The sequence below is a fragment of the Eubacteriales bacterium mix99 genome, from assembly GCA_038396605.1.
In the GTDB taxonomy this organism is placed as follows: Bacteria; Bacillota; Clostridia; order Caldicoprobacterales; family DTU083; genus UBA4874.
Genome location: CP121690.1, coordinates 821,153 through 843,336 on the forward strand (window position 1 = coordinate 821,153; position 22,184 = coordinate 843,336).

General features: G+C 53.5%; 7 protein-coding genes and 2 CRISPR repeat arrays (1 of these 9 cut by a window edge). Of the genes, 3 read left to right on the forward strand and 4 right to left on the reverse strand.

Annotated elements, in window-relative coordinates; translation table 11 throughout:
• Positions 1-66: 66 nt before the first annotated feature.
• On the forward strand, positions 67-957 hold the full coding sequence (locus QBE55_03420; GenBank protein ID WZL79226.1) for a ComEC/Rec2 family competence protein: 891 nt from the start codon (positions 67-69) through the stop codon (positions 955-957).
• A gap of 41 nt (positions 958-998) precedes the next feature.
• Positions 999-1,220: a DUF3006 domain-containing protein gene (locus tag QBE55_03425; protein ID WZL79227.1), complete on the forward strand. Its 222-nt coding sequence runs from the start codon at positions 999-1,001 to the stop codon at positions 1,218-1,220.
• A gap of 70 nt (positions 1,221-1,290) precedes the next feature.
• Here QBE55_03425 and QBE55_03430 read toward each other — a convergent pair whose 3' ends face one another.
• The gene (locus QBE55_03430) at positions 1,291-2,199 is read right to left on the reverse strand and encodes a hypothetical protein (GenBank protein ID WZL79228.1); all 909 of its coding nucleotides are present in this window, start codon (positions 2,197-2,199) and stop codon (positions 1,291-1,293) included.
• A gap of 195 nt (positions 2,200-2,394) precedes the next feature.
• On the opposite strand from QBE55_03430, the gene QBE55_03435 reads away from it, so the two are divergent.
• Positions 2,395-4,152, forward strand: coding sequence for an IS1634 family transposase (locus QBE55_03435; protein WZL79229.1), 1,758 nt, complete (start codon positions 2,395-2,397; stop codon positions 4,150-4,152).
• Between the two features lie 509 nt (positions 4,153-4,661).
• Here the strand turns inward: QBE55_03435 and QBE55_03440 are convergent.
• The 3 genes from QBE55_03440 to QBE55_03450 all read right to left on the reverse strand — a co-directional run bounded on the left by QBE55_03440 (position 4,662) and on the right by QBE55_03450 (position 6,631).
• The gene (locus QBE55_03440; protein ID WZL79230.1) at positions 4,662-4,982 is read right to left on the reverse strand and encodes a hypothetical protein; all 321 of its coding nucleotides are present in this window, start codon (positions 4,980-4,982) and stop codon (positions 4,662-4,664) included.
• Positions 4,983-5,095: 113 nt separating this feature from the next.
• Positions 5,096-5,970: a CRISPR direct-repeat array (repeat unit 21 nt; unit sequence CCCCGCTCATGCGGGGAACAG).
• A 213-nt stretch (positions 5,971-6,183) separates the two neighbouring features.
• Complete coding sequence (locus QBE55_03445) at positions 6,184-6,417, reverse strand: hypothetical protein (GenBank protein WZL79231.1); 234 nt, start codon at positions 6,415-6,417, stop codon at positions 6,184-6,186.
• Between the two features lie 4 nt (positions 6,418-6,421).
• Complete coding sequence (locus QBE55_03450; GenBank protein ID WZL79232.1) at positions 6,422-6,631, reverse strand: hypothetical protein; 210 nt, start codon at positions 6,629-6,631, stop codon at positions 6,422-6,424.
• Between the two features lie 43 nt (positions 6,632-6,674).
• A CRISPR array of direct repeats spans positions 6,675-22,184; the repeat unit is 28 nt; unit sequence GGATCACCCCCGCTCATGCGGGGAACAG; it runs 7,827 nt beyond the window's last position.

Consider the following 22,184-nt stretch of genomic DNA (forward strand, 5'->3'; position numbering starts at 1 on the left):
CGGACATGGCATGCAACGTAGAAAACAACTTAAGCGATGCAACGCAAGCCGGAAAGGACGTATTCCATGGCAAAACGAAAGAAAAACCGGATCACTTTTCCAAAGATTCTGATCATATTGCTGCTTCTGGCTGTTTACAGTCTGCTGAGCTATACCGGAGTATTGAACGGCAGCCGGACTGCCGGCCAGAATTCGACGGATACAATAGAAGTCCATTTTATCGATGTTGGGCAGGGGGATTCCATTTATATCAAAATGCCTTCCCAGGATATCCTGATTGATGCCGGGGAACGGGGACGGGGAGATGCTGTTATCAACTACCTTAGAAATCAGAATGTCCAGGATCTGGAACTTGTCGTCGGGACCCATCCCCACTCTGATCATATCGGAGGATTGGTCAATGTCCTGAAGACTTTCCCCACAAAGGAAGTCGTCGATCCCGGAGTCGTACATACCAGTAAGACTTATGAAGAGTATCTGCAGCTGATCGACACGAAGAACATAACATTTACCGAAGGCCGTGCAGGCATGCGCCGCAACTACGATGACAGCACCAGGCTGGAGATCCTCTCCCCAACCAATCCGGATGAAAAGAATCTGAATGAGGATTCTGTCGTAATCAAGCTGACTCACGGCAATGTTGCCTTTTTGTTTACCGGAGACGCGGGAAGCCGATCCGAAAAGGAAATGCTGAGAAATGGATATTCCCTGAAAAGCACAATCCTGAAAGTCGGGCATCATGGGAGCTACAGCAGCACAAGCAGGCGTTTTCTGAAAGCAGTCTCCCCGGAGGTGGCTATTATTTCATGCGGCACCGGAAATTCCTATGGGCATCCCCATAAAGTGACACTGAGTAAATTGAAAGCGGCAAATGCCGACATTTATCGTACGGATCAAAATGGAAGCGTTGTTGTGAAAACCGATGGGAAAACTTATCAGGTAACCACGGAACGATAAGCAAAGAACAAAGTTCTTTAAAAGAAACAGGGTGAACAGCCATGAAAGCAGTAGTAGATCGGATCGAAAATCAAACCGCAGTGCTTCTCTTCGAGGATGAGGGGATCAAGGTCGATATGCCATTGAAGCTTCTGCCTGCAGGAACCAGGGAAGGAAGCTTTCTGCAGGTTGATTTCACCCTGGATCGGGAAGGCGAAGCCGCACAAAGAGAAAAAATATCCAATCTGCTGGATAAACTGAAAAACAAGCAGGACAACAAATGAATTGCCCTGCCTGCTTTAATCCACGCACCCTCAAAGGGTGTAATAAACCAAACTGCCGAAATAAACAGGACTATTCCTCGATTCCAACCTGAAATTCATATGGCTTGAATTCCAGGGTATAATCATCTGACGAACCCTCAATGAGAAATTTCATATCCTGATCCGGATTTACTGCAGAAAAAGCCAGGATTCCTTCTGTTTCAACACCCGGCAATACCTCGTTTTGTAATTCAGGGTAATCCGCATCAAAGTTTGTTTCCTCTTCCAATTGCTTTGACCCCTGAATGAGCTTCGCACTATAGGTCAGAATATCCGCATTGTTTTGACTGTCATTCTTCGCTTTGATATATAGCCTGGTTTCCTTTTCTGCAAGCTCCGCCTTTTCCAGGGTTATCTTCAATCCGTGCTGCTCTATTGTGTTGTTGACCTCCACGGTCTTTTTCGCAGGGGATACGGCTGTGATATAATCCACAACCTCTGCTGTATCTGCTTTGATAACCGGCGCCGTAAGAACAGCCCCAAAAGCATTGGTGCCTGTCATTTCGTCCAGAACGGTTCCCTTTACTTTTATATAGGAATCATTTTTCGCTTCCAGATCCGGATCTCCAACCTGAACCATCATGCTCTTTTCGCTGTTCTCAGGATCCGCGAATACCTGCAGATAAGTACTTTTCTCGTCCTTTTCCGGTTCAGTAAAAACTTTGCCGGTAAACTCCACACCTGAACCTTTGTACTTTTTCGGATCACTGATCAGAATATCCAGATTATCCTGCGTAAACTGCATTTTCGGATCTTTGGAACTGCCGGACTTAATGGACTTTTCCGCTGTATTGCCGGCTGAAGCGGCGGAACGATCCGGACTGTCTGTGTCTCCCCCGATCGCCACAAACAGAATCAACACAGTGAGCACAGTCAACAGCCAGAACCACCATTTTTTATATAACGGTTTTTTACTTCTTCCCATTTCATTCTCTTCCATAAAACTTTACCCCCATCCTAATAGTCGTCATTAATCATTTCAACATTTCATGAGACGTCTCCGGCCTCCATCTCCCCGGAGGCCACTATTAGTATATCATGGGTATCATACATTATATTGGTACCAAATACATGTTCTTATGATTTGATTGGTCAGCAAAGCTATATATATTACACCGTTTGGAGAGATTTTGTCATGTATCTAAAAACTGTAACAAACAAAAAAACTGGACGTACATACTTAAGCATGGCGCAAAGCTATCGGAAAAAAGGAAAGAAATATCCAGGCAGTACTACTGTCGAGTCCTTCGGGTATCTGGATGATCTTCAAAAAGTTTACGATGATCCCATTGCCCACTTTAAGGCCTATGTAGAGGAGAAGAACAAAGAAAAGGCTTTAAACGATGCGGAATATATCGTAAAAGAACGTAAGGACACTGTTCTCCCTGAAAATACAGCCGGCCGTAAAAATTTTGGATATATTGCCATTCTAAAGATCTACTATGAGCTGGGATTGGACCGGCTCCTTCTCAACAGGCAGAGAGGCAGGAATTTCGACTACAACACAAGCACCATATTGAAACTGCTTGTCATATCGCGGATTCTTGAACCTGCATCAAAGAAACGCACCTTTGAGCATCGGAGCACCTATTTTGATTTCGAGAAGAAAGATGATTTCTCCCTTATTGACATATACCGGTCACTGAGCTTTTATGCAGGGATCGATTCTGCCATACAGCTTCAAATCCATAAGCGGATTACAGAGCAGTACAGCCGGGACACCAGCCTGGTATATTATGATGCGACGAATTACTGCTTTGAGATTGATATGGAAGACGAACTGAGGGCAAAAGGCCCTTCCAAGGAACACCGGCCCAATCCCATTGTACAGCTGGGCCTTGCCATGGATGCAGATGGCATTCCGATTTCTTACGAATTGTTCCCTGGTAACAATTCGGAAAAGCTGCACCTGAGGCCTATGATTGGAGAGCTTGTACGAGCCTATGAATCCGGCAGAGTTGTCGCAGTGGCTGATGCGGCCCAAAATACCGGGAACAACATCTATTACCTGGAAAGCGGCAAATGCTCCTACGTATTCAGCCAGACGATCCGGGAGGGAAGCAAAGAATTCAAGGATTATGTTAATAATCAATCCGGTTACAAGCAGTTCAGTGATCAGTACAAGCGCAAGTCCCGGGTAATCAGGCGGGAGATAGAAGTCGATATGTTAAAGGAAGGCGGAAGAACATATAAAAAGAAGGTACTTATGGATCAGCGGCAAATCGTTTTCTATAACAAGAAGTATGCGGACCGCTCCAAAGCGAAACGGGAAGCTGTGCTCAAAAAGGCCCAGTGTATCGCCTCAACACCGTCTGCATACACAAGGGCCACGTCCTATGGGGCTCTCAGATATGTTAAGAATATCAAGGTGGATAAGAAAACAGGTGAAATCAAAAAAGCTCCCAAAGGCCGGCCATGTATCGACATGGAGAAATTCAGGGAAGATGAAAAGTATGACGGTTATTACTGCATCGTGACAAACCTGTTCGATGAAGATGGATCCGACACATTCTCTGATGACAGGATCATCGATATGTACCGCGGGCTCTGGCGAATTAAGGATAACTTCCGTGTTACAAAAAGTGATCTTGAAACGCGGCCTGTGTACGTTTCCCGTAAAGACAGGATTCATGCGCACTTCCTCATTTGTTATATATCGCTGGTAATCCTCAGACTGATCCAAAAACGTCTTGGTGGCGCGTACTCCCCCGAAGCTATCATCAATGCCCTGAAGAACATTACCTGCTCACCTGAATCCCAAAATATCTATCTTTTTGATTACAGGTCAGATGTAACGGATGCAATCGGTAAGGCAATGGGCTTCGATTTTACAAAGAAGAGACTTACCCGATCCGAAATTAAAAAAAGTTTAGGACAAGCAAAAAAAAGATAATTTTCACTACAACTTCTTCTCATATGATAAAAGCCGCAACCTTGCTCATACCTAAGGCTTACGGCTCCTTTTTCTCTTTTTTACTGTCAAACTTGAGATAAAAGGTTTTGGATTGTTCTGCAAGCTAAATTTAAAAATTTTATCTACTAAAGACCTTTGGACCGTCAGCTGATGAAACAGCGGAGTATATCTATTCCCGTATTTTGAAAAAAAGAGGGGCTGTTCCCCGCATGAGCGGGGGTGATCCTTAAAGCGTTTCACGATTTGATACAGATAAAACCTTTTTCCCCATGAGCGAATGTGATCCTACGGTTACGATGTTCTACAGCAAATTGTAATCCGGTCAAACAGAAGAATATCATCCGTTGAATTAGCAGCATAAAAGTGCCTTAAATTCAGGACTGTATTTTAATTTCTGAAAAAAAGCAATTTACCGTCAGGAAAGAAGCGTAAAGAATAAGTCACAATGAGAAGAGCATTGTGGCCTGAATGAAATCATAAGTAGTTGTTTACATACAAAGTTCGCAAGGTTCTGCGACTGTGGCAGCATCAACAGGGTTCAAAAATCTGGCCAGGTTTTCGTTGTTCCAAAAGTAGTTGCTGTAGCAGGAAAGATCATAACCGACTCCAAATGCAGGAATTCTGATAAAATTGTCGTTAACATAATTTCCGACTAGGAAGAAGAAGCCGCTGCGGCTTTCAATCTGTATCTCATAATGGCTGCCATAGTTGCGTATGCTTTTCATATAACCATCCCATTGTTCATACTTTCTGCCGATTTTTTTATGGCAATGAAAGGCCATGTGACAAGCCGACTGAACAGTATTCATCCTAACGCCCCCTTAACCTAAATTCAGGCTGTTGCTGGCAGCCAGAATTGTGTCGAAGTCAATAGCTTGCCTTTTCAGCTGCACACCGAGCATGAGGGCATTGATCATGACAGCATTGATAATGCGGGGAACAGCCCTTCCCTTTGTACTTCCACTTGTTGAGGAAGGGATCACCCCCGCTCATGCGGGGAACAGCGGTGAACTGTAAGGAACTGACGGCGGAACAGAGGATCACCCCCGCTCATGCGGGGAACAGTGCTCGGGCTACTATGGCTTCCGGACTATTCCAGGATCACCCCCGCTCATGCGGGGAACAGTTATCGTCAGAGGTGGAGGAGATTTTTCAGGTAGGATCACCCCCGCTCATGCGGGGAACAGGTATTCCGTCATCTGTTGCAAAGCCGGTTCCCAGGATCATCCCCGCTCATGCGGGGAACAGTGGAATTTGACCTTACCAATGGGACCTTGCTGAGGATCACCCCCGCTCATGCGGGGAACAGCTTGTCATCGTGTCGGTACTCCGGCTTGGGATAGGATCATCCCCGCTCATGCGGGGAACAGTCTCGCATCTGTGATACCGATGGCCTGTAACAACGATCATCCCCGCTCATGCGGGGAACAGTCCCCGACGTTTTCCATGATGGAAAGAGTCTCGGGATCACCCCCGCTCATGCGGGGAACAGAAATCATCGGTGGATGCGTGAAAGTCCTTGTTAGGATCACCCACGCTCATGCGGGGAACAGGCAGTACAATAGGCTCTCAGATACCGGTCATCAGGATCACCCCCGCTCATGCGGGGAACAGGTAGTGCCCTCCGGCCCGGTGATGGCCAGTACGGGATCACCCCCGCTCATGCGGGGAACAGAAGTCGCCATCAAGCTATGGGCCCGGAGCGATGGGATCACCCCCGCTCATGCGGGGAACAGCTGCCCGGAATGTGCTCGTCATACTCTAGATGGGGATCACCCCCGCTCATGCGGGGAACAGTTGGCATAAAAGCCGATGTATTCCTTCCCGCAGTTCGGGCAAAGGAAGAAGGTTCGCTCGATATCATTCCTGACTCTCTCGGTCTTGAAATCCTTCTGCTCCAGGTCGAACTCCTTCCCGCAGCCGCCGTCGCCGTCACATTTAACACGCATTTGGTCTCCTCCTCCTTATAGGCATAAATAAAGCACTTACAATAACGGAGCAAGTGCCTTATTATACCCTTAATCTCTTTATTCTGCTTTCCGCCTCAGCTTCCGAAATTTCTTCGATCTTGAGTAAAGCATCTGTAGCGCCGATTGATTCACCATTATATCCCATCAATCTGTCCATGACAATATTGTCGGAATCCACCATCCAGCCCTTCCCTGTATCGTAAAGGTATGGGATGTAGTTTTCTATTTTCCCTATTCTGTTGAGATCGCTAATCAAATAAAATTCTGTTTCCATACGATCACCTTATCTTGTCGATGTTTTTGGGTATTTTCAAACTTCCGGAAAGCTCCTTCATCATTTTAGACAGCCGGATTGCTTCACCAGATGATTTATCCTCAATAACCCTCCATTTTTCATACAGTTCGTGTAATTCTCCATCTTTCAGCTTAAAGCTTTCAGGAGTATGGAACTGCAATTCAAATTTCTGTTTATCCGGGGATTCAAGCACTACATTTATACCCTTATAATCGCTTTGCTTAACTGTCCATGTGGGATCACCCCCGCTCATGCGGGGAACAGGATCCCTCGCGGACAAGCGTCTTTTCCGGCAAGGGATCACCCCCGCTCATGCGGGGAACAGTATACAGGATCTCACGATATCAGACTGATATAAGGATCACCCCCGCTCATGCGGGGAACAGGGCCTGAAATCCACCCAAAGTGAATTATCACAGGGATCACCCCCGCTCATGCGGGGAACAGCTGTATGAGGTTGATGGGAACCAATACTATAAAGGATCACCCCCGCTCATGCGGGGAACAGCTCCGCCGTCGGCACGGCATTGGACACATAGTCGGGATCACCCCCGCTCATGCGGGGAACAGCTCTCCTCTTCTTCCTCCCGGCCCTTTTCGCTAGGATCACCCCCGCTCATGCGGGGAACAGGATGTAAAGGCTATTACGACCAAATTACCACAAGGATCACCCCCGCTCATGCGGGGAACAGCAGAATTACAGCAGAAATGTGGAAGGAAAGGTGGGATCACCCCCGCTCATGCGGGGAACAGTCCTGGTGAAAGTACAAGACCGGAATCCGGTGCGGATCACCCCCGCTCATGCGGGGAACAGATAAGGCGGTCTACGGAAGATGGCCTATCCGTAGGATCACCCCCGCTCATGCGGGGAACAGAGCAAGTAAAAGCGCTGGCCGAGGCAGAAGAAAGGATCACCCCCGCTCATGCGGGGAACAGCAGCTACTAGAGCGCTATAACAAGGCGCTTTTGGGATCACCCCCGCTCATGCGGGGAACAGTAGGCAGGCTGTTCTTCGCAGGCAATAACTTCAGGATCACCCCCGCTCATGCGGGGAACAGAGCAAGTAAAAGCGCTGGCCGAGGCAGAAGAAAGGATCACCCCCGCTCATGCGGGGAACAGCTAAAGTAGATTTGGATTGGTGGTCTATAACAGGGATCACCCCCGCTCATGCGGGGAACAGAGCAAGTAAAAGCGCTGGCCGAGGCAGAAGAAAGGATCACCCCCGCTCATGCGGGGAACAGTTATATTATTAAGAGATTGATTCAGCATATTTAGGATCACCCCCGCTCATGCGGGGAACAGTAAACTCCTATCGGGAATTGCTGGACGGCAGGAGGATCACCCCCGCTCATGCGGGGAACAGATATCCAGTCTCAGTTTCCGCTGCTGGATGCGAGGATCACCCCCGCTCATGCGGGGAACAGCCCAGTAAGGATAAGCATGGTGTCATACTTGCAGGATCACCCCCGCTCATGCGGGGAACAGGTACAAGGGCAAGTGGATCAAGATCAAGGAGTAGGATCACCCCCGCTCATGCGGGGAACAGTTTGATGTAGACACTGAGCAGTACCCTGCAGGCGGATCACCCCCGCTCATGCGGGGAACAGCCCAGGCCCTCCTTGACCTCCCCACCGTAAGAGGGATCACCCCCGCTCATGCGGGGAACAGCCCACCGCCAGCTGCATTGCATCATATTTTTTGGGATCACCCCCGCTCATGCGGGGAACAGGTGCTGGAAAACGTGCGAGCTGCAAACACATGGGGATCACCCCCGCTCATGCGGGGAACAGTCAAGAGTGGTAATTTCCAGGGTATCCTCCCCGGGATCACCCCCGCTCATGCGGGGAACAGAGATAAGCCGAGCATCGTTGTTTTCGACGTACAGGATCACCCCCGCTCATGCGGGGAACAGACTATTGCCTTAGCGCTAATGCCACTATCTCTTAAATCACCCCCGCTCATGCGGGGAACAGACGCTTGCAATGGAGGGGCTAGCATTAACTATGGGATCACCCCCGCTCATGCGGGGAACAGCGAACCTGTCGTTTTGGCTGCTGGGATGTGTGGGGATCACCCCCGCTCATGCGGGGAACAGTTGTCCTCCTATTATTTGTTAGGTTTGTAAATGGGATCACCCCCGCTCATGCGGGGAACAGCAAAGGCCCGCAGGTGCAGACCGTAGTTTTTGAGGATCACCCCCGCTCATGCGGGGAACAGTCGTTTGACCTTCCCCATATCGTCGGTAAAAGAGGATCACCCCCGCTCATGCGGGGAACAGGCAGCCGGCGATCAACATCTGAGATCAAGGATAGGATCACCCCCGCTCATGCGGGGAACAGTGCTGCTATTATCCAAGGCCATTTTGGCGTATGGGATCACCCCCGCTCATGCGGGGAACAGAAACTGAGAGGGGAGCAAGCATGATCACTGCAAGGATCACCCCCGCTCATGCGGGGAACAGCTAAGTAGCGGCTCACAGGTGAGCGTATGAGAGGGATCACCCCCGCTCATGCGGGGAACAGCGGCATTTTCAGGTACGGCGGCATTGGTAACCAGGATCACCCCCGCTCATGCGGGGAACAGCGCCCAGAAGATATAAAGAAAAATGCGGAGGAAGGATCACCCCCGCTCATGCGGGGAACAGCCAGCATCAGGCCCGGCGCTACTGCAATTTCTGGGATCACCCCCGCTCATGCGGGGAACAGTATGTCCTGAATGGATCTCCTATACCGGGGAAAGGATCACCCCCGCTCATGCGGGGAACAGATGAAATCTTCAATGGATGGAGCCATAAGCCGGGGATCACCCCCGCTCATGCGGGGAACAGATGAAATCTTCAATGGATGGAGCCATAAGCCGGGGATCACCCCCGCTCATGCGGGGAACAGGTCTGAACAGCGCGGTGAAACCCGGAACAGCCGGGATCACCCCCGCTCATGCGGGGAACAGCAGTCTATGGTACTTTATGGCAGGAAGTATGGAGGATCACCCCCGCTCATGCGGGGAACAGCCGGAAAAATTTGGACACACCTTGTAAATGTGGGGATCACCCCCGCTCATGCGGGGAACAGTGTGGGGATGGAATGATAGAGAGATTGAAGTGAGGATCACCCCCGCTCATGCGGGGAACAGGCAAGTTACATTTCGGCTTGTCTTCGGCGTAAAGGATCACCCCCGCTCATGCGGGGAACAGCCTCTACTGTAAATATTGGCGCCTGCTCTGTGGGGATCACCCCCGCTCATGCGGGGAACAGTTGGTCTTGACCACACTGTCCACCGTGCCTACGGGATCACCCCCGCTCATGCGGGGAACAGACGTTTCCGGGCTTCCTTGATAGCGTTCATACGGGATCACCCCCGCTCATGCGGGGAACAGCCGCCTATGATCAAAGCGCGATCATCGAGACCAGGATCACCCCCGCTCATGCGGGGAACAGTTTAAGGCGCTATCTTGTGTTATATTTATTTTGGGATCACCCCCGCTCATGCGGGGAACAGTGGTGATAGTATGGAGCCGAAATATCCGGATGGGGATCACCCCCGCTCATGCGGGGAACAGTCTGTTTCTTCGGTCTGTGTAGCCCGGTATACAGGATCACCCCCGCTCATGCGGGGAACAGCTTGTCATCGTGTCGGTACTCCGGCTTGGGATAGGATCACCCCCGCTCATGCGGGGAACAGTATGTAAGATACCGCAAAAACGCCATCGGACAGGGATCACCCCCGCTCATGCGGGGAACAGTCGGACATGTTCTTGAAAAATCTTGTAACTGGGGGATCACCCCCGCTCATGCGGGGAACAGCATCTGCGTGTGGCCCTCCATACAGGGGAGTACAGGATCACCCCCGCTCATGCGGGGAACAGTGTCCTTTACAGGAGAATTCGGCATCCACCAGGGGATCACCCCCGCTCATGCGGGGAACAGCCATCTATAGTAAGTGGATCTGTCTATATGCAAGGATCACCCCCGCTCATGCGGGGAACAGCTGTTATCGTTGACCCGAGTGCAGCCTCTTTTAGGATCACCCCCGCTCATGCGGGGAACAGAAAGTGATAGACCTGATCGGAGCACAGGCAGAGGGATCACCCCCGCTCATGCGGGGAACAGCCGTATTCATCATACCATTCATCAAGCATTGAAGGATCACCCCCGCTCATGCGGGGAACAGTAGTTGAAAGGATTCTCACAAAAAGGGTAGCTAGGATCACCCCCGCTCATGCGGGGAACAGCGGATCTTACTCCAGATAAAGTTATGGATCTAAGGATCACCCCCGCTCATGCGGGGAACAGTTCTGGCCACCCAGGTTCAGCTCAAATTTCTTGAGGATCACCCCCGCTCATGCGGGGAACAGTTGGTTCTCTGTCCGCAGTTTCTCCATTTCCCGGGATCACCCCCGCTCATGCGGGGAACAGTAGTTGAAAGGATTCTCACAAAAAGGGTAGCTAGGATCACCCCCGCTCATGCGGGGAACAGTTTGCAATCTTACACACTGTATGGGCGTGTTCAGGATCACCCCCGCTCATGCGGGGAACAGTGGAGGTTAAGTCCATACCCGGCGCAGGTCTTAGGATCACCCCCGCTCATGCGGGGAACAGTATGTAAGATACCGCAAAAACGCCATCGGACAGGGATCACCCCCGCTCATGCGGGGAACAGCCGCCTCATCTACCATCACGTCGAGAGATACGGGGATCACCCCCGCTCATGCGGGGAACAGTGGGATACGAGCACCTGGCACAGTCGACGGCGGGGATCACCCCCGCTCATGCGGGGAACAGCTTTTTTGAAGCTTCCTGAGTGCTTTTATGAAGGGATCACCCCCGCTCATGCGGGGAACAGTATTGCACCATCATCTACGGTGGCGGCAAAGAAGGATCACCCCCGCTCATGCGGGGAACAGACTCTCTCTGCACCGAATTGGACTTCATCTTGGGGATCACCCCCGCTCATGCGGGGAACAGTTGACGTCAACCGATGTCGACCCATAGGTAATAGGATCACCCCCGCTCATGCGGGGAACAGTTGTTGGCCTGCTGGTACAGCTCCAGGCTCCAAGGATCACCCCCGCTCATGCGGGGAACAGATGTTGCTGTAATAATGGCTGTTATAGCTGGCAGGATCACCCCCGCTCATGCGGGGAACAGCGGAACCGCAAAATGGAAAGCGGCCTTCGGGTAGGATCACCCCCGCTCATGCGGGGAACAGCTCTGCTTGGAGGGATCACTTTGCGATACGCTAGGATCACCCCCGCTCATGCGGGGAACAGGGATTTTGGGCACAGTTACCCCATCCGCAGCGGGGATCACCCCCGCTCATGCGGGGAACAGCCTTGCCCGTGTAGCCATTGCGCAAGCGCAAGGGGATCACCCCCGCTCATGCGGGGAACAGTTTGGTATTTCGGTTTTGGCGGTGTTGATAAGAGGATCACCCCCGCTCATGCGGGGAACAGATGGCGGAGTGACGGGGGAGCAATCCCCCGGCAGGATCACCCCCGCTCATGCGGGGAACAGGACATGGTACAAAAGTGATCAGCGTAAAAAAAAGGATCACCCCCGCTCATGCGGGGAACAGGCCGGTAACAATTAAGGATAAAACAAAAGATGGGGATCACCCCCGCTCATGCGGGGAACAGTTGTGTTTGCTTACTATAAGCTACGCTGCGCAGGGATCACCCCCGCTCATGCGGGGAACAGGATGCCGTAAGCCCGGGAGACGTAAATAAAGTAGGATCACCCCCGCTCATGCGGGGAACAGGCTTCGCTCTCTGTCTCAAGGGCGGCCAGGATGGGATCACCCCCGCTCATGCGGGGAACAGACGCAGCCATGCTGGCGATCCAGGAGGGGCTAGGGATCACCCCCGCTCATGCGGGGAACAGGTGATGTGATGTTTGATAAAGACGGAAACTTAAGGATCACCCCCGCTCATGCGGGGAACAGATGTTATTGTATCTGTCGCTGACGCCCTCTACAGGATCACCCCCGCTCATGCGGGGAACAGTGGGCGATGTGGTTCGTGCGGCAAAGAATTCAAGGATCACCCCCGCTCATGCGGGGAACAGGATTTGTGAGGACGGACTCACCGATGCCGGATAGGATCACCCCCGCTCATGCGGGGAACAGTTAAATTCCCAAGCATACCGTCCTGGTGTCCAAGGATCACCCCCGCTCATGCGGGGAACAGCCGAACTAAAGTTGCAGCTCAGAGCAGGTGTTAGGATCACCCCCGCTCATGCGGGGAACAGTCGTATCCGTGAGCGGAGGGAAGGACAGTACGGGGATCACCCCCGCTCATGCGGGGAACAGACATTACTGCCCTTGAAGGCGATGCAGCATTGGGGATCACCCCCGCTCATGCGGGGAACAGGTTTGAATACACATTAAACAGGGGGAGGTACCGGGATCACCCCCGCTCATGCGGGGAACAGCCGACTTCTAAAGTTGAGTTCCGGCGCGAAGAAGGATCACCCCCGCTCATGCGGGGAACAGCCATAGCCGGCCCATGCGCCTTGCAAAGGCGCGGGATCACCCCCGCTCATGCGGGGAACAGTGGACGCTATCGCTGATGAATTGCATGACTGGAGGATCACCCCCGCTCATGCGGGGAACAGGCTCAACTACCTTCAACCACCGCTCATACCCCGGGATCACCCCCGCTCATGCGGGGAACAGTCCGGATGAAGATTCATCAGGTAATCCACCTGCGGATCACCCCCGCTCATGCGGGGAACAGCCAATGTAAAGGAGGGATAAAATGGCAGAACTAGGATCACCCCCGCTCATGCGGGGAACAGCCATGCGCTTGGATATGTCATGGTCCAATACAAGGATCACCCCCGCTCATGCGGGGAACAGTCTATTGCCCAATCGAGCTCCTCCAATTCCTCCGGATCACCCCCGCTCATGCGGGGAACAGTTTGGAGCGGCGCCCCCGCGATTTCCCAGTGCAGGATCACCCCCGCTCATGCGGGGAACAGCGGTCCCATACACCCTGTTTCCTGCGGAAATTAGGATCACCCCCGCTCATGCGGGGAACAGAGACATAAAAACTCACACTTCCTTTTTAAATTAGGATCACCCCCGCTCATGCGGGGAACAGCCAATGATAAACAAGAACATGTCCATGACACAAGGATCACCCCCGCTCATGCGGGGAACAGTCACAAGCTCATTGACAAGGGGTATCAGCTTAAGGATCACCCCCGCTCATGCGGGGAACAGAATAGGCCAGGTAGTCATTATCGATCCCCATTAGGATCACCCCCGCTCATGCGGGGAACAGTCCTTTTCTTGGACATACTCGATCAGCTGCTGCGGATCACCCCCGCTCATGCGGGGAACAGGATGTGCTCGAAAAAGTCACTTTTGTCTATTTGGGATCACCCCCGCTCATGCGGGGAACAGTTCATGGCGTCACCGGTGTCGGCTACCGCGGCAGGATCACCCCCGCTCATGCGGGGAACAGAGTCTTTAAAGCATTAGCCTCTGATGCAGACAAGGATCACCCCCGCTCATGCGGGGAACAGCAGATTTGACTCGCGAGCAGGCAGCAGAGATGCGGATCACCCCCGCTCATGCGGGGAACAGCCGGTCACACGACGGATTACTACATCAACGATGGGATCACCCCCGCTCATGCGGGGAACAGCCAGCGCCTTCTGCTGTCCATGTTGCGACGGGCGGATCACCCCCGCTCATGCGGGGAACAGGGTATCGGTTGGGGTGTATATGCCGGGTAGATAGGATCACCCCCGCTCATGCGGGGAACAGTTTGACCGGATCGAAGAATTAACCGTTTTTGAAGGATCACCCCCGCTCATGCGGGGAACAGGCCGGCAGCGGCAATCCGAGCGGACATGATGTAGGATCACCCCCGCTCATGCGGGGAACAGCTCGCATATAGCTTTCGTCATTTGCATTGCCGAGGATCACCCCCGCTCATGCGGGGAACAGGTGCGCCATCGGGGCCGTCCGCGAAGCAATCTAGGATCACCCCCGCTCATGCGGGGAACAGGAATATATTCCTTTTTTGGAACGAATATAAATAGGATCACCCCCGCTCATGCGGGGAACAGCGGCATTTTCAGGTACGGCGACATTGGTAACCAGGATCACCCCCGCTCATGCGGGGAACAGCGGTGTGCAAAGCCCTTGATGTCGTAATGCTGAGGATCACCCCCGCTCATGCGGGGAACAGTTTTGCAAATTCGTCCACCGAATAGTCCAGCGAGGATCACCCCCGCTCATGCGGGGAACAGTTCATGGCCTCTCCCATGTCCTCTACTTGGGCAGGATCACCCCCGCTCATGCGGGGAACAGGAACCGCCCTATCTTATCAGTGCGGTACCCTCGGGATCACCCCCGCTCATGCGGGGAACAGCCTGGATCCCGCAGAGCTCGCCTTTCGCCCCAGGGATCACCCCCGCTCATGCGGGGAACAGGGAGCGCTGAAGTCGTAATGTTCACTGAGGGTAGGATCACCCCCGCTCATGCGGGGAACAGAGGGTATATATTAAACACGCCTTAAAACGCAAAGGATCACCCCCGCTCATGCGGGGAACAGGCACCAAAAGTAGTATTTGCACAGTGTGCGTGGGGATCACCCCCGCTCATGCGGGGAACAGTCGTTACTGGTTATCTGGTTGGCTCCTACCTTGGGATCACCCCCGCTCATGCGGGGAACAGCAATTTACGCTCCGCATCCTGCTGCCCTTTACGGATCACCCCCGCTCATGCGGGGAACAGTCTCCGAGAGATACGAATATGTCCCTCTTGGAAGGATCACCCCCGCTCATGCGGGGAACAGATGTCCTCCGGCTTGATGTCGATGACCTCACTGGGATCACCCCCGCTCATGCGGGGAACAGTTGCTGGAATTGCCCGGTTCGCAAGTTCCGAAAGGATCACCCCCGCTCATGCGGGGAACAGTGTTGACGTCAGACAGCTGATTGAGCCACTCTGGGATCACCCCCGCTCATGCGGGGAACAGGCTGATTGAACCACTCTGTTACCATTTGTACGGGGATCACCCCCGCTCATGCGGGGAACAGTTTGCAAGCTCGCCGGTTCCTGTGCCTAACTTGAGGATCACCCCCGCTCATGCGGGGAACAGTTTTCCCATATGGCTTTCGCCTATTATAAAACAGGATCACCCCCGCTCATGCGGGGAACAGTGTCATCAGAAGGCTGATGGGTGGCAGACTGTAGGATCACCCCCGCTCATGCGGGGAACAGCTACGCTTTATCACTTCCTCAGCATCCGACCGAGGATCACCCCCGCTCATGCGGGGAACAGTTATGGCAGCATTGAAAGCTGCATATGAAGCGGGGATCACCCCCGCTCATGCGGGGAACAGTGTGCTCGTCAGACAGCGTCTCGTACAGAACTGGGATCACCCCCGCTCATGCGGGGAACAGTAGATTCTGGAAGACTTGACGGGTCATTTATCAGGATCACCCCCGCTCATGCGGGGAACAGGACACCAAGAAAAGAACCAAAATTTATAAGGAGGGATCACCCCCGCTCATGCGGGGAACAGTCTTGCCACGATTTATTGATTCCTTGCGATAAGGGATCACCCCCGCTCATGCGGGGAACAGCTCCGTATAAGTTCCCAGCCCATCCTTTAGCCGGGATCACCCCCGCTCATGCGGGGAACAGATGCTTGAGCAAGTAAAATCGTTAAATAACATGGGATCACCCCCGCTCATGCGGGGAACAGATATCTATGCGGAGGGCAGCATAGACAATAGGAGGATCACCCCCGCTCATGCGGGGAACAGCCCAGCTTCATTCACCTCCGTCATTACCCATGAGGATCACCCCCGCTCATGCGGGGAACAGAAAGTATGGGAAATTTTCCTCGTCGATCATCTGGGATCACCCCCGCTCATGCGGGGAACAGTTTGCCGGCATCGGCTCCGGAAGCATCTGCACAGGATCACCCCCGCTCATGCGGGGAACAGTTACTCATATTTCCGAACGTAACGTCGACTACGGGATCACCCCCGCTCATGCGGGGAACAGACCCATGCCGACCCATCCCACCGATACATACGGGGATCACCCCCGCTCATGCGGGGAACAGCACCCGATACATCCGAGACGGGTAAACCCTTCAGGATCACCCCCGCTCATGCGGGGAACAGCGGCAGAAGGAGGAAATTATGAAAAAAATGCAAGGATCACCCCCGCTCATGCGGGGAACAGTCGACAACCGCGGGAAGCAATTAGTTGATATGAGGATCACCCCCGCTCATGCGGGGAACAGTAGATGTAGCCCGCAAATCTAGAGTTTGGGACGGGATCACCCCCGCTCATGCGGGGAACAGTTCATCCACACTGTAAATGCTATCCGCGATCAAGGATCACCCCCGCTCATGCGGGGAACAGTACCTTGGTTATGATGTATATTTTGAATATTCAGGATCACCCCCGCTCATGCGGGGAACAGAGCCAAGTAGTGCGGAAGCTGCGCTCCAAAAAAGGATCACCCCCGCTCATGCGGGGAACAGGTGTGTTCGTGCATTGTTTTTATACGCAATTAGGGATCACCCCCGCTCATGCGGGGAACAGCTGATGAATCTTCATCCGGAAAATACCATCAAGGGATCACCCCCGCTCATGCGGGGAACAGCAGGAGGTGGTGAGCCAACCATTGAGCTTGATAGGATCACCCCCGCTCATGCGGGGAACAGTACAAGTCTAAATATGCTCCACTAGGCGACGTAGGATCACCCCCGCTCATGCGGGGAACAGACTTTCCCGGACTTTTCTTCCAGCCCTAACCCAGGATCACCCCCGCTCATGCGGGGAACAGTTTTGCTGCGTGGATAGCGATCGGGCCGCGGTAGGATCACCCCCGCTCATGCGGGGAACAGTTCCGAACGGGAACAAAAAAGTACCGCATGGGAGGATCACCCCCGCTCATGCGGGGAACAGTTGTAAAGACGGTGTGGGCGAGCAAAGAACCTAGGATCACCCCCGCTCATGCGGGGAACAGGGTGAAATTGATTCGGATTTTAATGACGGAGTAGGATCACCCCCGCTCATGCGGGGAACAGTGCTCCTCCATCCGCTCTAAAAATTGCACTTCAGGATCACCCCCGCTCATGCGGGGAACAGTTGTACAATTTTTGATGATAAAGTTTGTGCAAAGGATCACCCCCGCTCATGCGGGGAACAGTCCCCCGGTGCTACCCGAAAGATCTCCTTTATAGGATCACCCCCGCTCATGCGGGGAACAGGTTTGAGAGATATCCTGAAATCTAGCGCCGAGGGGATCACCCCCGCTCATGCGGGGAACAGTAGCAGATTAAGTTTTGTCTGCATACTTGCATAGGGATCACCCCCGCTCATGCGGGGAACAGGTACAACGTCAGTTCAACGGATGTTGAACAGAAGGATCACCCCCGCTCATGCGGGGAACAGGTCATCTGACTCTGCGTTTCTGGTCGTAGTAAAGGATCACCCCCGCTCATGCGGGGAACAGGTTGTTGTAGACGGATACCACAGATATGTCCAGGGATCACCCCCGCTCATGCGGGGAACAGTAAAGTTGACGGTGTGAATGTAAGATTGACATAGGATCACCCCCGCTCATGCGGGGAACAGCTGCCGATAGTTCTTATTAGCCCTGACCCCCAAGGATCACCCCCGCTCATGCGGGGAACAGTTTATCGCCAAAGCAGCACAAGCGGCTTATCAAGGATCACCCCCGCTCATGCGGGGAACAGGGGGATAAGCCAATCAGAAGGCTTGATACAGCGGGATCACCCCCGCTCATGCGGGGAACAGTTGGGATTTTTGAAACTACGATTATTAACAACAGGATCACCCCCGCTCATGCGGGGAACAGTGAACAGAAGCGGTTGGAAGAAAAGACTGGATAGGATCACCCCCGCTCATGCGGGGAACAGTGGTACGACGGTGATTACGGTATAGGGGGTACGGGATCACCCCCGCTCATGCGGGGAACAGTACAAGTCTAAATATGCTCCACTAGGCGACGTAGGATCACCCCCGCTCATGCGGGGAACAGGATGATTCCGAAAAGGACCTGCCGGGGTATTCAGGATCACCCCCGCTCATGCGGGGAACAGTTCTACTACGCCACCCTTCTTTTTCCTGTACAGGGATCACCCCCGCTCATGCGGGGAACAGTTCTTCATGATGGCCGGCAATGGGTTAAAGATAGGATCACCCCCGCTCATGCGGGGAACAGCGATAACCCCGATCCCGCAAACTGCAGGTTTGGGGATCACCCCCGCTCATGCGGGGAACAGTGCTGCTCTGGTATGGTGCTGCTTTTAAGCTTAGGATCACCCCCGCTCATGCGGGGAACAGTTCGGCAGCTTCTTAAATGCCTTTTTCGCCTGAGGATCACCCCCGCTCATGCGGGGAACAGCACTTCCAAGTATTCCAGAATTGCCAATACCTGGGATCACCCCCGCTCATGCGGGGAACAGGTACCAACAAACCTCTTGCCATTTTTATAGGCAGGATCACCCCCGCTCATGCGGGGAACAGGACTATCTGGTCAAAAAGATCGCCCCGTACACAGGATCACCCCCGCTCATGCGGGGAACAGGCGTGCCTATTCTGCATCCGATAATGTTCTTTAGGATCACCCCCGCTCATGCGGGGAACAGAACATGAGGACTCTTAGTAACATTGAAAAGAAGGGATCACCCCCGCTCATGCGGGGAACAGCTAATAAAAAGCGCCATTCAAGGCGCTATCTTGGGATCACCCCCGCTCATGCGGGGAACAGCGAGCGGATCAGGTGGTATCCGAAATGCGAACAGGATCACCCCCGCTCATGCGGGGAACAGCTAGGCACATTTTCATGTCCGATATACACTGTAGGATCACCCCCGCTCATGCGGGGAACAGTCCGCCTGGGACCGTGTCGCCCAGTCCCAATCAGGATCACCCCCGCTCATGCGGGGAACAGCAACCATAACCGGCCTGGGCGACTCTATTACCAGGATCACCCCCGCTCATGCGGGGAACAGCCAGAGTTGTAGACGGTGTGCTTGAATACCCTGGGATCACCCCCGCTCATGCGGGGAACAGCCCACCGCCCTATGAAGGGCATGACTATTTTAAGGATCACCCCCGCTCATGCGGGGAACAGCACTCCGGAGCAGCAAATTGTTGGATGATCGCAGGATCACCCCCGCTCATGCGGGGAACAGGTTATTGTAAACGTTCATTACCTTTTGATCATAGGATCACCCCCGCTCATGCGGGGAACAGCCCACCGCCCTATGAAGGGCATGACTATTTTAAGGATCACCCCCGCTCATGCGGGGAACAGCACTCCGGAGCAGCAAATTGTTGGATGATCGCAGGATCACCCCCGCTCATGCGGGGAACAGTGGGCAGTCCATCAAGATTTAGCGCCAGGATGTGGATCACCCCCGCTCATGCGGGGAACAGTCGACGCCGTTTTGAAAAAAGCTGATCCTGTCGGGATCACCCCCGCTCATGCGGGGAACAGTTTTGACATCGACAGCTTTTCCATTGGCGGCCGGGATCACCCCCGCTCATGCGGGGAACAGTATCTTGGTACATATCATCGTTCCGTCGCCAAAGGATCACCCCCGCTCATGCGGGGAACAGGGGGCGACCGTAATGCATTTAAGAGGTGTTACAGGATCACCCCCGCTCATGCGGGGAACAGTCTTTCCTTTTGGCAGAAATTAAGACGGTTACAGGATCACCCCCGCTCATGCGGGGAACAGTCAAATATAGCGGACGTATTCAGCAGAGGATGAGGATCACCCCCGCTCATGCGGGGAACAGTACGATGGGACGTACCCGGTATGGATCCAGACAGGATCACCCCCGCTCATGCGGGGAACAGTTCCGATCCTTGAGCCACTGCAAAAGCACCTTAGGATCACCCCCGCTCATGCGGGGAACAGGTACATCAGGCAGCTGGGGTATGGGGAGGTTGGGATCACCCCCGCTCATGCGGGGAACAGCCTCCAGTATCGCCCATTGACTCCTGTAAGCGAGGATCACCCCCGCTCATGCGGGGAACAGGATTTGTGAGGACGGACTCACCGATGCCGGATAGGATCACCCCCGCTCATGCGGGGAACAGGTGTTTACGCAGGATATGGAGGACTTAAAACAAGGATCACCCCCGCTCATGCGGGGAACAGGATGAGCTAAGGCCGGATACCATATATAAGCTAGGATCACCCCCGCTCATGCGGGGAACAGTTTCCTTTTTCTGCTTCGCCCTGCCAGGAGCCAGGATCACCCCCGCTCATGCGGGGAACAGTGGTTATCTAACCCAATGGATCCATGATATATAGGATCACCCCCGCTCATGCGGGGAACAGGAAGACCTGAAACAGGAAGAGCAAGTGCCAATGGGATCACCCCCGCTCATGCGGGGAACAGTCTATGGTGATCAACTGGAAAGAGTAAACAGGAGGATCACCCCCGCTCATGCGGGGAACAGTGTAGACAGCCTGAATTCGTACTAGTGGAAGGAGGATCACCCCCGCTCATGCGGGGAACAGAATTGGTGCTTTAACTTACCACTAAAATATATAGGATCACCCCCGCTCATGCGGGGAACAGATAGGATTTTCTTTCGGCTTAAAATCAAAACGGGGATCACCCCCGCTCATGCGGGGAACAGCCACTAGTACCCCTTTGCCGTGCTTATAGTCGAGGATCACCCCCGCTCATGCGGGGAACAGACTGGCAGATACGAGCGTGTCCCGCTGGGCGTGGGATCACCCCCGCTCATGCGGGGAACAGTACGCTTATTTTTGTAAACCACCATCAAAGTTGGGATCACCCCCGCTCATGCGGGGAACAGTTTGGTTACATGGGCCCCGGCGATCTCCGCAAAGGATCACCCCCGCTCATGCGGGGAACAGATATATACTTCAAGCCCGCCATACTTAGTGCCAGGATCACCCCCGCTCATGCGGGGAACAGCGACGGCGAAAACCTTGGCATGTCTCCAACGGAGGATCACCCCCGCTCATGCGGGGAACAGATCTCATCGATCCGTGTGGTGCCACCTAACTCAGGATCACCCCCGCTCATGCGGGGAACAGCTGGACGCAAGTTATACTATGCCCGGCCAACCAGGATCACCCCCGCTCATGCGGGGAACAGTGACATAGCTTTTCCCGTCCCTGTCTATTTGAGGGATCACCCCCGCTCATGCGGGGAACAGTAGCTGGTACCATAACAGCTCAGAGTGGTGTGAGGATCACCCCCGCTCATGCGGGGAACAGTTTCTTTTGTCATCTTATGAGCCGCTACCATGAGGATCACCCCCGCTCATGCGGGGAACAGCCCCTGGAGCAAATATACGCACATTTCTGTCTGGGATCACCCCCGCTCATGCGGGGAACAGCATATGATACTGGTATGCTGCGAAAAGGGATTGGGATCACCCCCGCTCATGCGGGGAACAGTTAAATAGTACCAAGATAGTACCAAGGCAGACAGGATCACCCCCGCTCATGCGGGGAACAGCGTACCACTGGGTTTGGAGCAAGGGGTGTCAAAGGATCACCCCCGCTCATGCGGGGAACAGCTATCTGATCAGGAGGAAGCCAAAAAAGAAAGCAGGATCACCCCCGCTCATGCGGGGAACAGCCTTGACAATTTTATCTATCGGGACGCTGAACAGGATCACCCCCGCTCATGCGGGGAACAGGAGAAGCGATTACAAGATACATTAAGAGCGGGAGGATCACCCCCG

Coding starts and splice junctions, on each gene's coding strand:
- QBE55_03435 (WZL79229.1), top strand. CDS start 2,395: ATGTATCTAAAAACTGTAACAAACAAAAAAACTGGACGTACATACTTA.
- QBE55_03445 (WZL79231.1), bottom strand. CDS start 6,417: ATGGAAACAGAATTTTATTTGATTAGCGATCTCAACAGAATAGGGAAA.
- QBE55_03425 (WZL79227.1), top strand. CDS start 999: ATGAAAGCAGTAGTAGATCGGATCGAAAATCAAACCGCAGTGCTTCTC.
- QBE55_03440 (WZL79230.1), bottom strand. CDS start 4,982: ATGAATACTGTTCAGTCGGCTTGTCACATGGCCTTTCATTGCCATAAA.
- QBE55_03420 (WZL79226.1), top strand. CDS start 67: ATGGCAAAACGAAAGAAAAACCGGATCACTTTTCCAAAGATTCTGATC.
- QBE55_03430 (WZL79228.1), bottom strand. CDS start 2,199: ATGGAAGAGAATGAAATGGGAAGAAGTAAAAAACCGTTATATAAAAAA.